This is a genomic window from Brevibacillus brevis (genome assembly GCF_001039275.2).
Classification (GTDB): domain Bacteria; phylum Bacillota; class Bacilli; order Brevibacillales; family Brevibacillaceae; genus Brevibacillus; species Brevibacillus brevis_C.
The window spans coordinates 3,477,658-3,490,818 of the sequence record NZ_CP030117.1; the positions used below are offsets into that span (position 1 = coordinate 3,477,658).

The window sequence follows — 13,161 nt, forward strand, 5'->3', positions numbered from 1 at the left end:
TCCCAGATAAGTGATTACGTCTAGAATAGCTGCCAAACATGTCTCGTCGGTGACATTCATTCTTACAATTTTGTCATCTACATCATTTGCTTGTAAAATTTGATTTTGAATGTTGTGCCTACACCAGTCTGGCTTTCCATAAACACATCGGCGTTTTGACTTTGCAAGATTGTTTTAGACATGGCTAGCCCTATTCCAATACTATCCACTCCTGCATTCTTCCCTTTATAAAATCGTTCAAAAATGTGTGGAGCATCTTCTGGGCTAATCCCTTCGCCACTGTCGGTAATAACAATTTGTGTATACAAGGGTGTTTCCTCACACGAAATGGCAATACGTCCCCCAACGGGCGTATGCTCAATCCCGTTTTTCATTATGTTCAAAATGGCTTCTACCGTCCAGTTTTCATCTCCATACACGAAAAGGTCTTCTTTACAGGAAAAAGAAAGCTCCTGATTTTTTAATTCCATGGGGACGAGGAGCGGTTCTAATGCCTTGTTTATCATTTTTTTGACAGATACGAGTTCCTTCTTGAAAATAACGCTCTGCACATCGATTTTGGACAGCTTGAGCAATGAAGTCACGAGCCATTCAATACGCTTCAACTGATTGATAATCTTGCCCAAGAACTCCTCCCTCTTTTCTTTTGGCAGACTAGGGTTGTTTAACAAATCAGCCATGACAAACATAGAGGCAAGTGGCGTTTTTAGTTGATGGGAGATGTTCGAAAGAGTATCTGCCAAGTATTGTTTGTCCTTTTTCAGAAGAGTAGACTGCTCGGATAACGTTAATGTCACTTTATAAATATCATTTTTCAGAATACTCAATTCACCCTCAACGTTATCCCTAATATCCATCGTGGGTTGGCCAGAATATACAGAAGCCAAATAATAAGCGAGCTTACTGATGTCCTGATAACGTTTGCGGGTAAACATGAAAAAACATGATAGGAGCAGAAATACCATGGCAATCGCCACAATCCCCGCTTTCCAATCGATTATCCAAAGAATCGTGATCCCAATGATGGAAATCACTACGCTATACATACATAACTTGCGGATTTCCTTGTTTTTAAGCATGACTTCCACTCATTCGATAGCCAAGTCCGCGTACGGTTTCTATCACTTTGGGATTCTGGCTATCATCCTCCAACTTTTCTCGTAGCCGCTTAATGTAGACCGAAAGAGTATTGTCATTGATAAAGTTTCCATCTAGATCCCAAATGCCCTCTAACAACTGATTTCTGGACAGAACTTGCCCTCTACTATTTATGAATGCCAACAGCAAGCGGTATTCTAAAGCAGTCAGCATCACTTCCTCGGTTCCTTTGTACACTTTAGCCAGTTTTGTATTCACGACAACATGTCCAATCTTCACTTTGTCAGTCGGGGTGGGTTCTTTTTGGTAGTGCCTAAGGGATGACTTCATTCGGCTAATCAGCTCCCGGATACGAAACGGCTTTGTGATATAGTCGTCTGCTCCCATATCTAACCCTCGAACCACATTGATTTCATCATCACACGCCGTCAAGAAGATGACAGGTGCATCCTGATTTTCTTTTACATATTCGCAAATTTCATAGCCATTACCATCTGGCAAAGTTAGATCCAGTAAATAAATATCAAAACGTTGTTGCTTGATTGTTTCAATGGCAGTTTGCTTCCCTTCACAAAGAACTACTTCATAACCCTCACTGGAAAGCGAATAGTGCAAACCATCTGCAATGGTCTTGTCATCTTCTACTACTAAAACCTTCAATGTTCATCCTCCCCACTGTCATTCATTGTTTTCTCCATCTATATACGATTGATCTACGAAACACAAACGATAAGCATATCCGATTGTAAATATATGAATCGTATATCGTTCATTCATTGTTATATGACAAAAGATGTCATAATGGGCGATTTATACTGAATCCATCAACGAAACGATTGGAGGATTTCGGTATGATAGGTCTGCGTATTTTCGCAAAATGGGTATTGATCGTAGGGTTGTGCTTGATGTTTCTTTCATCTGGTATTTATAAGCTGATTGGACATCCAGAGTCAACACTCGCTTTTCAAGCATTCGGGTTTCCCCATTGGTTCCAAGTTGTAATCGGTTTAGGCGAGGTGCTTGGCGGACTGGGCCTACTGATGAAAAAGTATACACGTTACGCCGCCTATGCGCTCGCTGTGATTATGCTTGGTGCTACAATCACTCTTCTTTTACACGGTGACACGACTACTGTAGCGATTCCGTTTGTCTTGCTCCTCGTTTTCTTGCTGATCGGTCGCCAGAGTGGTAGCAAAAAACAGCCGAATCATGCTACGTCGGTTTAGAGTCTTATGGCTCGCTAAAAAGGCCGCCAGTTCCCACCCGTAACCAGGTGAGGATTTGACGGCCTCCCGCTTTTTCTTCAAGCTCGTTCGTTTACAAGTGCTTTTTTATAAAGTGTAGGAGGGTCTGACCTTGTGCGGTAAGAATGGCTCCCTTACCCTGGCATTTGGGGCATGATTCCTCTTGCTTGTTTTCATTCAAAAGAATCCCCTTGCCTTCGCATTCCCAGCAGGATTGCTCTAAGTCATCCATCGAAATCGTCATGAGACAAAACCCTCTCCCCGCTAAAAATAACCGTACCTTGTCCTGATTTTAACACGAATTCGTCATGGGCTGCCAGCAAGTTCACGATCGCTGCGGCAGGCTCTTCCCATGTAGAGCAGCAATTATTTACTACATACCCTTCTGATTAAAAGCATAGTAGGTAAAGATAGTAAAAAAGGAGGGATGACATGTGGATCAAGAAAAAGTAACCATCAAGATTAACGACAATGGCTCCATTCGTGTTACGGGTGAAGTTGAATTGCTGGATGGAGCAGGTGACAAGTATGAAGTCGGTTCACCTTTTTCACTCTGTCGATGCGGTCAATCCGAGAAGAAACCGTTCTGTGATGGCACGCATAAAAAAATCGGCTTTGAAAGTGCACCACGGGCAAAAGCATGATTCGAAAGAGCGCAGATGCGCTCTTTTTTCACTTTCACCGCTTTTTATGTCAAATTATTTCCTCTTTAAAGCGAAAGTTGATTGACGGCGTTTATTTTTTATACCTAAAATAATGACATTCCGATCCCGTACGCAAGACAACGTTAGGAGTACACAACCATGTATGCACAAACCGTACGTTACAATCAATTTGGTGAACCTCATGAAGTATTGAAGATTGAACAGCGGCTGATTGAACCGCTGAAGCAAGATGAAATTTTGGTGAAAATGAGCGCACGTCCTATAAATCCTTCTGACGTCATCCCGATTCGAGGTGCCTACAAGCATCGTATCAACCTTCCCGCCATACCTGGGTATGAGGGGGTTGGTACCGTTATTGATACGGGTCCTTTTGCTCCCCGCTCTCTTATCGGGAAACGTGTTATGCCTTTGCGCGGTGAGGGTACGTGGCAAGAATACGTAAAAACGACAGCTGAGTTAGCCATTGTGGTTCCCGATTCGATCCAGGATGATATGGCATGTCAGTTGTACATCAACCCTATCACTGCGTGGGTCATCTGCAATGAGACCCTTCAACTATCTTCTCAACAGGTTTTGCTCGTCAATGCAGCCAACTCAGCCATTGGCCGCTTGTTTATTCAGCTATCCGCTCTTTTCGGTTTTCGGGTGATCGCCATCGTCCGAAACGCAAGATATACCGAGGAGTTGATGCAACTCGGGGCGTGGCATGTCATCGACAGTTCATGTGTGTCTATCTATGATGCCATCAAGAGTGTAACGAACGGACAAGGTGCTCATGCATCTATTGATTCCATTGGCGGCCCAGATGGTTTAGAGCTGGCGAAGTCTACACGTGCCGGTGGAATTTTCTTGTCGTTAGGCCTATTATCGGGAGTTCAAGTGGATTGGTCCATGATCTCGAAAGAGCTTGGCGTTCTCCCTCAACTGTTTTTATTGCGCCACTGGAATCAACGAGTTTCCGTGTCTACCTGGCACGAAACGTTTGAGAAAGTCATCGAGCTCGTTCAGAATGGGAAGCTCTTTTTAACAGAGCCAGGAGCGAAATTTGCCTTGCATGATGTAAGAGAGGCGGTGCAATTTGCGGAGAGCCCTCATCGTAAGGGGAAAATCATCTTGGTATAATCGCTTGGAAGCACTCGTACATCCGAAACGCTACTTTTCTACGGGCAAAATAAATGATAAGCTCTCGCTGTAATGAAAATGCAGATGTAAATTGCCTATACGCTACCTCGTTCTTTGGGGATGTACAAGTGGGTTTCAATAACAACGAAGCCAATAATGAGCGTTTCCTCACCCTTTTTGGCTTCGACGAAACATAGGAGGTCCTATGGCTAAACATGAAAAGAGGTTTCTTAAAAATTATGAATCAAAAGCCTCTGAATATCTGAACGATAAAGAAAAAGCATCTAATCTCCTAAAAAAAGCAATGAAAAAAGCAGATAAAAAAGCAATCGGAGATGTGTGGGAGAATTTACAGCTACTCTTTCAAATTTTCGGTGATTGGACGAGTGGTAAATATCGAACAATCCCTGTTAAATCCATCTTGATGATTATTGCCGGGATTTTGTACTTTGTTTCACCCATAGACGCCATCACAGATTTTATTCCTGTTGCTGGTTTACTAGATGATGCGACAATCATTGGATTGGTGTTTCGACAAGTAAGCAGCGACCTTACTCAATACAAAGAGTGGAAACAAAAAGAATTTTTACAAGAATAGGTAAAATCTATTCGAGTAGAGCGAGGTGCTTTGGTGACGTTACACGAGTATTTACACCATACATTTCCAGCGTTAATGCTTAGACCACCTTTGTTCTTATGTTTTTCCAGAAGACGATGAGAATGAAGCCTATCGAACGCATCGATTCGCCGTGAAGTGTAAGACATCGGACTTTGCTTATGTTCCAATGGTAAAAGCAATCTGCCGTCAGGATATGGGATTACAGCCACGTATTTTTCATCGGGTCTACTTTATCAATACGAGCAAACAAACCATCTTTCCCATCTATGACGATCGAGGCTGTGATTTACTAGCCACTTCTCCTGACACAATCAGAGGGATTTATGAAAGCTATTCGCGTTGGAGCTATGGCAACACATTTCCGGCAGATCGATAGATGTCATACCACTCTTCTCGCGTCAAACGAATAGGTGCTGCTTTCACGCAATCTTTCATTCGGTCGATATTCGTCGTGCCAATAACAGGTTGCATGTTCGCCGGGTGTCGTAGTAGCCAAGCGATGGCGATTGTCGTGTTGGATACTTCATATTTAGCTGCCATTTCATCGATTTTTTTGTTCAACTCAGGAAATTTCTCGTTCCCAAGGAAAGATCCTTCGAAAAATCCATACTGGAACGGCGACCAGGGCTGAATCGTAATATCATGCAGCCTACAGAAGTCGAGTACACTGCCATCGCGGTTCACAGCCGAATTGTTCGCCATATTGACGTTGAAGCCTTGGGAAATCATCGTCGCGTTCATAATGCTGAGCTGCAACTGGTTGGCGACGATTGGTTGCTTCACATATTTGTCTAATAGCCGGATCTGCATCGGATTTTGATTGGAGACGCCAAAGTGGCGCACTTTACCCGTGCTTTCCAGAAGATCAAACGCTTCCGCTACTTCTTCTGGCTCGACAAGCGTGTCTGGGCGATGCAGTAGCAATACATCCAAATATTCCGTTTTTAGGCGTTTTAGAATGCCATCCACTGCGTTCAAAATATGCTCCTTGGAAAAGTCGAACATGCCGGGGCGGATGCCACATTTCGATTGCAAAAGGATACGCTCGCGAACGCTAGGGCTCATCTGAATCGCTTCCGCAAATACTTCCTCACATCTGCCTTTTCCATAAATATCTGCATGGTCGAAGAAGTTCGCCCCTTCTTCAAGTGCTGTTTGTACAAAGCGCTCCGCTTGCAGCTTGTCTAATGACCCAATCCTCATGCATCCAATTGCGATGACTGGTACTTCTAACTTGCTCGTGCCGAGTGGTATGGTTCTCATGTCAATCCTCCGATTCTATTTTTTTCATTGTGTCATTTCGAAACAATCGTTTCAACGCACCTCACACTGGTACCATAAAGTAGAGGACGGCGATCCATGTTGAAATGGAGGTACAGGCAAAGAAAGCCGGGCTTGTTAAAACGGATTATCATGAGAGCTCATTGGTTTATTCAACTCACAAGACTGAGAATCCTGCGGCAATGGAACTCGGGATGGATAAGAAATCCCAAAAAGTATGTGACCAAAAAATTAAATGATAAGATTAGAAAAATGTACAAATAAAGAGTCCTTCCCCAATTACCACGGAAGGACTCTTTGTTTGGTGTAACTTCCCTATACACCATTGATTCTTCTATTTTCGGTAGTAGTATTTCTCCCATTCGTTGATGATTTGTTTTTTCGTCTTCGCCTTCACCGCAGGGACATCACTTGTCTCCCAATCTCGAATGGCCTCTCGAAATGACTTGTAAAACCAGAAATCATTAATAATCCATGAGCAAAAAATTTTCCGATACATGCGTCCCGCATGAATGCCAGAACTGTATCTTCTTACAGCCTTACTGGATAACCGTTTTGCGAACTTTTTGCTTGGCCCGCTCTTATCCTTTACAACCGGGAACTTCTTATGACTTCTACTCATCACTAACCTCCTTTTTGGGAAGCTAATGACCGTAATTCATCTCCTTCATCGCACACCCTCCTTCGAGTTTATCTACATGAAAATACTCACGAACCATTAAAAAGTTTCGCTTCCAATCATGCTTTTCTGCAATCATTGCTGAACAAACAAGAAAAGACCGCCGGGCACCATCCCCATTCGGTCTTCTCTGCTTGCTTTTCCATCAGGCATGCGCAAGTGTTTGCTGCGAAATAATTCGCCCACTTTCCATTTTCACTACCTGATCAGCAAGATGGAAGTAGCGATCGTCGTGTGTGATTGCGATGACACATTTGCCCTGTCTTTTCATTTCTGGCAGCAAAGATTCGTAAAAGAATTGACGATACTCTGGATCTTGGTCCGCTGCCCACTCGTCAAAGAGGAAAATGGGCCGGTTTCTTACCAGACTGAGCATTAAGGCAAGACGCTTACGCTGACCCGTAGACAGCTTCGTCGTGCTAAACGTTCCCGTTTCATCCACTTCTACTTTGTCTGCGATGCGAAGCACCTCTAAATATTTGCTCACTTCCTCTTGCTTCGCTTGGTAATCGATTCCGTACATCTTCTCAAACAGATAAAAATCACTGAAGATCGCAGAAAAGAATTCGCAGCGTTGATCAGCACTCACTGTTTGGCCGTTCATGAAAAACTCGCCTTCATCCTGCTCGTACAATCCGGTAATCAGCTTGGCAAACGTCGACTTCCCGCTACCGTTGCCACCAACAATGAAGACGATCTCCCCTTTTTGGCAGGAGAAGTCCAGCGGCCCTACGGAAAACTCTTCGCCCTCCTTGTTTTTGTATCGGAAACGTACCTGTTCCGTTGAAAACGACTCAAAGTCTTGCGCGTTCTGCACAGCCAAGCTCTCTTCTTCTCTTCTCGTTTCCACTGATAACGAATCAAGCAACGCATTCAGTCGCTGCCAGCTGATCTTGATCCGAATCAGCTCCGGTACTGCATTCAAAATACCGTGAACGGGTCCTGTCATATACAGAAAGACAAACACATAACTAATCAGCATCTCTTTTTGAAGCGAAGGGAAAAGAACCGGGAATAAAAAGGCAACCGTGCCGATTACCACTACGAATAGCAATTCCCCAATCAAATACACGTTCACAAATTTAAATTGGCCCGCTGATTTTTTATGTCGATAGTCAGAGCAGCTTCTTTCCATGTCTTCTTCGAATTCTTTTCGTTGTGCCTGCGTCAGATACAGCTCCTTAAAGCCTCCGATCATATCGGTAATATAGGAGAAAAACACATTTTGGATGTCTCTGGTTTCCTCCCATACTTTGTTTGCAAAGCGACCTGCCAGCGTATACAAGCCTACTGCCACAAAAATGACAGCCAGACAAAACAAAAATCCGTATAGATCCAGCGAGCCCAGATAAATGAAGCAAAATACGAGTGTAACCGCACTCGTCAGTGCCACAACGACACTATTGGCAAACGTACTAATCGTTTCCGTATCGTTATTTAACCCCGCATATATTTCACCGTTATCAAGTGTCTCGTACTTTTGATAAGGGGTCCGAAAGATTTTGCGGATCAGTTCCATTCTTTTTTCGTAGACGATTTCATTTGTGATCACAATCAGTCGGCTACGCATCATTTTCTCCCCGACGATATACAACAAGATACCCAGGAGAAAATACAGGAAAATGGATGCATGAAATTTGTTCGTAGAAGTGAGCGCCAGATTGATCATAAAAATAATCAACGCATTCCCAAATCCGCTGATAAGCCCCTGTATGACAATAGACGTCATGGATGTTTCTTGCGATTTCGGGAACAAACGGATGAGTGTGATGTACACATTAAATAAAGCAAGTCCAGCTACTAATGCGTACATGGCGTAAAAAATGGTGATTGGAAGCCAGACCTCGATAAACGGCCATGGTAAGCCCATAAAAAAAACATCTGGCAAATAGTATAAGGCGGCGGTTAAAACACTGCCCATGACAACGAATGCAACGAAGGATGCAAAACAAATTCGCCCCGCATTCGCGACGAGTTTTCGTTCGCCTCGATAGACTTGCACGAAAATCTGCACGATCCCCCCACTCAGTACCAACAAAAGGATACCAAGGATCACGAGAGAAATACTTGCCATACGATCCGCTTGAAGATTGGTGTCAGACACGACTACTGGCACTTCTTTGCCTAGTACGAGATTGACGGCCCCTTCCGCGATAACAAATGCGTTCAAGGTGTTTGTATTGGTCAAAACCACTGCTCCCAGCTTTTCCTCTGGGCGAAACACCATGTACGACGAGAATCCAGGGTTGTTGCCGCCGTGCGAAATTTGCCCCCCACCATCCTGATAAATCATCCAGCCTGACGCATACGAGGAACCGTCCGCCGCTGGAGGTACCGATCGGTCAGGCAGATGTGAGGCACGCACCAACTCCGTACGAAACGCAGAGGACTCCACCCCTAGCTGAATCTTCAGCCATCGTTCCATGTCGTTCAGGTTGGATACGACATAACCAGCTGGCGTGTTTCCACGATAATCAGGCGCATTATACACTTTTGGAGAAAAGAAGCTGATTTTGTGCCCTTTTGCCATATCCCACTCGGGTGCCTGTGCCTTCATATAGGTATGGGTTAGTCCCAATTTGGCAATGACTTGTTGCTGCACATACTGCTCAAATGATACTCCGGTCACTTTTTCTACAATATAGCCAAGTACATCATAGTTAAATGTGGAGTATTCATACGCTGTCCCTGGCTTACGTGCCAGCTCTGTATGATTGAGCGCTCGAATTGTTTCTTCAATTGCATTCTCGCTAGATGAGACAGGTATGGAGCCAATGCTTTCAAACGGAATCCCACTGGTATGGTACAGCAAATCCTTGATCAGGATCGTTTCCGGTTGTCCTTTATATGTAACGGTAAACCACGGTATAAAGCTCTGAACAGGATCATCCAGCGAAAGACGTTTTTGCTCAACCAGCTGGTGCATGGCTAGCGCCGTAAAGGCTTTGGAGTTCGATCCGATTTCAAACAATGTGTCAGCAGTTATCCGTTCCTGCTTTTGGACATCGGAATATCCAAACGATTGCTTGTAAATCGTTTTCCCCTCTTTGACGACCACAACGGCAGCACCCGGGATTTTTTCCGACTCCATGGTTTTATTGACTAGCTGTTCGATTGCTGTTGCGATTTCCGCATCCTGTCGAACGTTCGTTTCGGCGTACACAGGCATACTGCCGGAAAATACGAGAACCAGACACATCAGCAAGAATGCTAGTTTCCTTCTCGACCCATCTTTGATCTTTTGCAGAATGATCCACTCCTTTTTAGGCACTGCGTCTGTGGGAAAGACCGCACCCGCAAGTAAACGAGTACGTGTGTAATTGGGATTGGATAGAAACCGTGGCGAATCACACTCGCCACGGTTTCTTATTACGCATCGCACATATACACGGGTTTCGAGTAGAGGCGCAAGGTTTCCCTCCATTTTTTAACTAATCGCTCCCACTGTTCTCGCTCGATTTGCTCCTGTTTCAATAGGCTAATCGGAATACACAAGTTTAATAGACGCCCGTCTATTTCAAAACGAGTAACACCCGCAGGCAAAACATGCCCTTCCGATACGATACGCTCCAATTCCGCTAGACTGATTGGCGGGAACCGTATCAAGGCGGCTCCTGTTTCTGGCCATTCGAGCATCCCTGTGGGCAGACGATGCACCGGGTGGCTATAGTTGTAACTGTCCACTAATTGACGCCATAGCGTCATTCGCCACTCATCATCCTGCCGATTCTCCTTTGGATACAGGTAGAAGCGTTCTTTGTTCCCTATCTTCATTTCTGCCACAGGCGTTTCACCTAAACGCTCGGTTTCCCACCGAAACACAGAATCCTGCTCCACTGATTGCAACCATGCAGCAACTGGCACAATATGATCCCACATATCCAAGTGAAAATCCTCATGCTCCACTACCTGTACGGGGATATGTTTGCACCCAAGCGCTTGAAGAGCAAAGGTCCGATGTGCACCATCAATGATCAAATACTGACCGTTTTGCATGAGAATCGCCAGCGGAGGATGGCGCAAAATCCCTTCCTCCTCAATGATCTGTCTGGTCTTGTGTAGTCGCTTGTTTTCATGTGACTCGTGCAAACAAATACGAGATGACTCTACCAGTTTTAGATTTGCCAGCACATCGTACAAAATGGTAACCTCCAGTTAGTCTTGCAAGTGAGTTCCGATCCCCTGCGAGAGTGCTTGTTTATAATAGTAGGCAGCAATGGCGATATCAAAAATCGCCATCCCCATCGGATTAAACATGATGGGCTCATCATGTGGAAACTCTTTCATCTGGTCAAGGCAGACGATATCTGTGATAGATTTGGTATCTTCTTTTTGCAAGCCTCTCTCCAGATGCATGATCTCGATGTCCGTATTCTCCCGGCAAACTTCAGTCCAGTCGTCTACGATAATGGAGCGGGTATAGTCGAGAATTTTTGGTGTGAAATCGCGTAACGATACATTTAACAACAAGGACTGTCTTTTTGGTTGCTTGTCAATAAAACCATGCGGTGACACCGTGCAAGTAATGAACACATCTGCCTCGCAGTATGCTTCTTCCCACGTTTGCGCGATAACCGTTTTCTCTTTTATCTCGGCCGGAATATGCTCCTGTTGGATACCCGCAATGTCAAAGAGAACCACCTTGGTGATCTTCTCTCCTAACATGGCTGTTACCATTTGCAGATGAAGTCTGCCAATCGGGCCAAATCCGATAATTCCGACCGTTACATTTTGCAGGGGACGTACTTGTTCGTAATGCTTGAGGAGAAGACCGGAAACGGAAGCAGTTCGGATGCCGCTGACCAGGGCCGTATTAATTGTTGCCACAGGCTTACCCGTTCTAGCTTCGTTCAGGATGGTAATCGAATGCGCGCGTTGGATACCCTCTTGGAGGTTTTTCGGGAAACTGGCAATCCACTTGATTCCCGCCATGTAGGTATCTCCGCCTACAAATGCTGGCATGGCAATAATGCGATTTGACATGTCATGGTATCGCAAATATGGTTTAATTGGCTGTGCATAATCTTCCTTTTGTAAGGAATGTACAGCATGTTCAATGACATCAATGGTTTCCTTCCAATTCTTGCCGACCTTTTCAATATCACTCGTGTTTAGATATAACATCGTACATCCCACCCTGCTTATCGTAGTAGATTTATTGGACACTGCTTAATTGCCAACGAAAGAATGCTTTTGCTGATGCAACCACTGTACCCATTCCTGGTTGTATACAGTATTGACATAGGGCATACCACCGTCTGGGCATAAAAAGACGACATTTGGCTTAACGACGAGCTGTTGATCTTTGAAGTAGTTTTCAATTGCCCAATAGGAAGTTCCAGAAGATCCTCCAGCAAAAATGCCATGCTCAGCGTATAGCTGATAGCAAGCCTTGACTGTGTCCTCCTCCGAAACATGAACGACCTCATCAATAATCGCGCCCTTGAGTATGTCAGGCCGCATGCTCGATCCAATTCCCGGGATGTAACGTTTTTGTGGTTCTTGTCCGAAAATTACCGATCCTACCGTATCGACAGCAATGATTTTTATGTCCGGAAAACGTTCCTTCAATCGCTGTGAGATTCCAGTAATCGTGCCGCCAGAGCTAACGCCGATAAAAGCGTAGTCCAATGTCTCAAAGCTGTCTGCAATCTCGGCTCCCAGTCCGAAGTAATGGGCTCTAGCGCTATCCGGATTTCCGTATTGATTGGTCCAAAACGAGTTATTCGTCTCATTCAGCAGGCGATTGACCGTTTGGATGCGCGTTAGGAGAAATCCTCCTGTCTCGTCACGATCCGTTACTTTTACGACCTCATGGGAAATTACCCTGAGCAAGTTCTCATAGACGGGATTGATATTTGGATCAATGACGGGAATAAATTTAATTCCCAGTCGCTTGCACAATGTCGCCAAAGCGATAGCAAAATTTCCCGAAGAAGACTCGATTACGGTCGTTTCCTGCGTGATCTCTCCTCTTTTGATCGCCTCCTGTAATATGTAAAAGGCCGGCCTCACTTTTACACTCCCCATGAGGTTGTTGTATTCCAGTTTGCAAAACAGATTGATGTGCTCATGCTCAAGTTTGTTTAAAGGCGTATTGCCAATCATGTGACTTATGGCCATCATTTTTGTTAGCATGTTGAGCCCTCACTCCCGATTTTTCCGGTCTTCATTCGATCGACCGTATACATCTTGCCCCTTCGATCAGGCAGATTTTGTATCCATTTTTTGCTGGATGTAACCTGCCAACGTTTTCATATCTTGAAAGTTTTCCAAATGGAGCATGTCATCATCGAATTCAATGCCAAACTCTTTTTCCACCTTTACGACCGACTTGATAAAGGTCAATGAATCAATGTACTCCGTAAGTTCTCCGCTTTCGTTCACATATTCAGAAAACAACCGGAGGAGTGTCTCGTATACTTCGTTTTCCCTTTCCATAGGAGTCCCTCC

At 44.6% G+C, this 13,161-nt stretch carries 14 protein-coding genes and 1 pseudogene; 5 read left to right on the forward strand and 10 right to left on the reverse strand.

Annotation, left to right across the window (positions count from 1 at the left end):
- Window positions 1-77: 77 nt before the first annotated feature.
- A complete protein-coding gene (locus AB432_RS16640) occupies window positions 78-1,079 on the reverse strand; it encodes a sensor histidine kinase (protein ID WP_048033229.1) in 1,002 nt (333 codons plus the stop codon).
- On the reverse strand, window positions 1,072-1,758 hold the full coding sequence (locus AB432_RS16645) for a response regulator transcription factor (RefSeq protein WP_048033230.1): 687 nt from the start codon (window positions 1,756-1,758) through the stop codon (window positions 1,072-1,074). Before AB432_RS16645 ends, AB432_RS16640 begins: the two co-directional genes overlap by 8 nt.
- Window positions 1,759-1,949: 191 nt before the next feature.
- Between AB432_RS16645 and AB432_RS16650 the strand changes: the two genes are divergently transcribed.
- On the forward strand, window positions 1,950-2,324 hold the full coding sequence (locus AB432_RS16650; RefSeq protein ID WP_048033231.1) for a DoxX family protein: 375 nt from the start codon (window positions 1,950-1,952) through the stop codon (window positions 2,322-2,324).
- 91 nt (window positions 2,325-2,415) lie between these two features.
- On the opposite strand, the gene AB432_RS16655 is transcribed toward AB432_RS16650, so the two are convergent.
- Window positions 2,416-2,586: a tryptophan RNA-binding attenuator protein inhibitory protein gene (locus AB432_RS16655; RefSeq protein WP_048033232.1), complete on the reverse strand. Its 171-nt coding sequence runs from the start codon at window positions 2,584-2,586 to the stop codon at window positions 2,416-2,418.
- A 190-nt stretch (window positions 2,587-2,776) separates the two neighbouring features.
- Here AB432_RS16655 and AB432_RS16660 point away from each other — a divergent pair, with 190 nt between their 5' ends.
- The 4 genes and pseudogenes from AB432_RS16660 to AB432_RS16675 form a co-directional block, all read left to right on the forward strand.
- Entirely contained in the window at window positions 2,777-2,986 is a 210-nt protein-coding gene (locus tag AB432_RS16660; RefSeq protein ID WP_048033233.1) for a CDGSH iron-sulfur domain-containing protein, read from the forward strand.
- Window positions 2,987-3,145: 159 nt separating this feature from the next.
- A complete protein-coding gene (locus tag AB432_RS16665) occupies window positions 3,146-4,129 on the forward strand; it encodes a zinc-dependent alcohol dehydrogenase family protein (RefSeq protein WP_048033234.1) in 984 nt (327 codons plus the stop codon).
- 205 nt (window positions 4,130-4,334) lie between these two features.
- Window positions 4,335-4,727 (forward strand): YkvA family protein, encoded by a 393-nt coding sequence (locus tag AB432_RS16670; RefSeq protein ID WP_048033235.1) that lies wholly within the window; start codon window positions 4,335-4,337, stop codon window positions 4,725-4,727.
- Window positions 4,728-4,824: 97 nt separating this feature from the next.
- Window positions 4,825-5,124 (forward strand): annotated as a pseudogene (locus tag AB432_RS16675) (DUF3885 domain-containing protein); the annotation flags it as partial.
- Here AB432_RS16675 and AB432_RS16680 read toward each other — a convergent pair.
- The 7 genes from AB432_RS16680 to AB432_RS16710 form a co-directional block, all read right to left on the reverse strand.
- Window positions 5,094-6,011 carry an aldo/keto reductase gene (locus AB432_RS16680; RefSeq protein WP_048033236.1) on the reverse strand — a complete coding sequence of 306 codons (918 nt, stop codon included), beginning with the start codon at window positions 6,009-6,011 and terminating at the stop codon, window positions 5,094-5,096. The pseudogene AB432_RS16675 and the gene AB432_RS16680 sit on opposite strands and share 31 nt — an antisense overlap.
- A 352-nt stretch (window positions 6,012-6,363) precedes the next feature.
- Window positions 6,364-6,651 carry a hypothetical protein gene (locus AB432_RS16685; RefSeq protein ID WP_048033237.1) on the reverse strand — a complete coding sequence of 96 codons (288 nt, stop codon included), beginning with the start codon at window positions 6,649-6,651 and terminating at the stop codon, window positions 6,364-6,366.
- A 202-nt stretch (window positions 6,652-6,853) separates the two neighbouring features.
- On the reverse strand, window positions 6,854-9,913 hold the full coding sequence (gene edeA / locus AB432_RS16690) for a cyclic peptide edeine export ABC transporter EdeA (RefSeq protein WP_201265940.1): 3,060 nt from the start codon (window positions 9,911-9,913) through the stop codon (window positions 6,854-6,856).
- Between the two features lie 164 nt (window positions 9,914-10,077).
- On the reverse strand, window positions 10,078-10,839 hold the full coding sequence (locus AB432_RS16695) for a ParB N-terminal domain-containing protein (protein ID WP_235617743.1): 762 nt from the start codon (window positions 10,837-10,839) through the stop codon (window positions 10,078-10,080).
- Window positions 10,840-10,863: 24 nt separating this feature from the next.
- Complete coding sequence (gene sbnB / locus AB432_RS16700; protein WP_048033239.1) at window positions 10,864-11,832, reverse strand: 2,3-diaminopropionate biosynthesis protein SbnB; 969 nt, start codon at window positions 11,830-11,832, stop codon at window positions 10,864-10,866.
- A gap of 45 nt (window positions 11,833-11,877) precedes the next feature.
- Window positions 11,878-12,846, reverse strand: coding sequence for a 2,3-diaminopropionate biosynthesis protein SbnA (sbnA, locus tag AB432_RS16705; RefSeq protein WP_048033240.1), 969 nt, complete (start codon window positions 12,844-12,846; stop codon window positions 11,878-11,880).
- 66 nt (window positions 12,847-12,912) lie between these two features.
- Window positions 12,913-13,149, reverse strand: coding sequence for a phosphopantetheine-binding protein (locus tag AB432_RS16710; RefSeq protein ID WP_048033241.1), 237 nt, complete (start codon window positions 13,147-13,149; stop codon window positions 12,913-12,915).
- Between the last annotated feature and the right edge of the window lie 12 nt (window positions 13,150-13,161).

What these genes read in the sequence shown, in the direction of transcription:
- AB432_RS16655 (WP_048033232.1), bottom strand. Translation starts at nt 2,586, where the DNA reads ATGACGATTTCGATGGATGACTTAGAGCAATCCTGCTGGGAATGCGAA.
- sbnA (WP_048033240.1), bottom strand. Translation starts at nt 12,846, where the DNA reads ATGCTAACAAAAATGATGGCCATAAGTCACATGATTGGCAATACGCCT.
- AB432_RS16650 (WP_048033231.1), top strand. Translation starts at nt 1,950, where the DNA reads ATGATAGGTCTGCGTATTTTCGCAAAATGGGTATTGATCGTAGGGTTG.
- AB432_RS16710 (WP_048033241.1), bottom strand. Translation starts at nt 13,149, where the DNA reads ATGGAAAGGGAAAACGAAGTATACGAGACACTCCTCCGGTTGTTTTCT.
- AB432_RS16640 (WP_048033229.1), bottom strand. Translation starts at nt 1,079, where the DNA reads ATGCTTAAAAACAAGGAAATCCGCAAGTTATGTATGTATAGCGTAGTG.
- AB432_RS16670 (WP_048033235.1), top strand. Translation starts at nt 4,335, where the DNA reads ATGGCTAAACATGAAAAGAGGTTTCTTAAAAATTATGAATCAAAAGCC.
- sbnB (WP_048033239.1), bottom strand. Translation starts at nt 11,832, where the DNA reads ATGTTATATCTAAACACGAGTGATATTGAAAAGGTCGGCAAGAATTGG.
- AB432_RS16665 (WP_048033234.1), top strand. Translation starts at nt 3,146, where the DNA reads ATGTATGCACAAACCGTACGTTACAATCAATTTGGTGAACCTCATGAA.
- AB432_RS16680 (WP_048033236.1), bottom strand. Translation starts at nt 6,011, where the DNA reads ATGAGAACCATACCACTCGGCACGAGCAAGTTAGAAGTACCAGTCATC.
- AB432_RS16685 (WP_048033237.1), bottom strand. Translation starts at nt 6,651, where the DNA reads ATGAGTAGAAGTCATAAGAAGTTCCCGGTTGTAAAGGATAAGAGCGGG.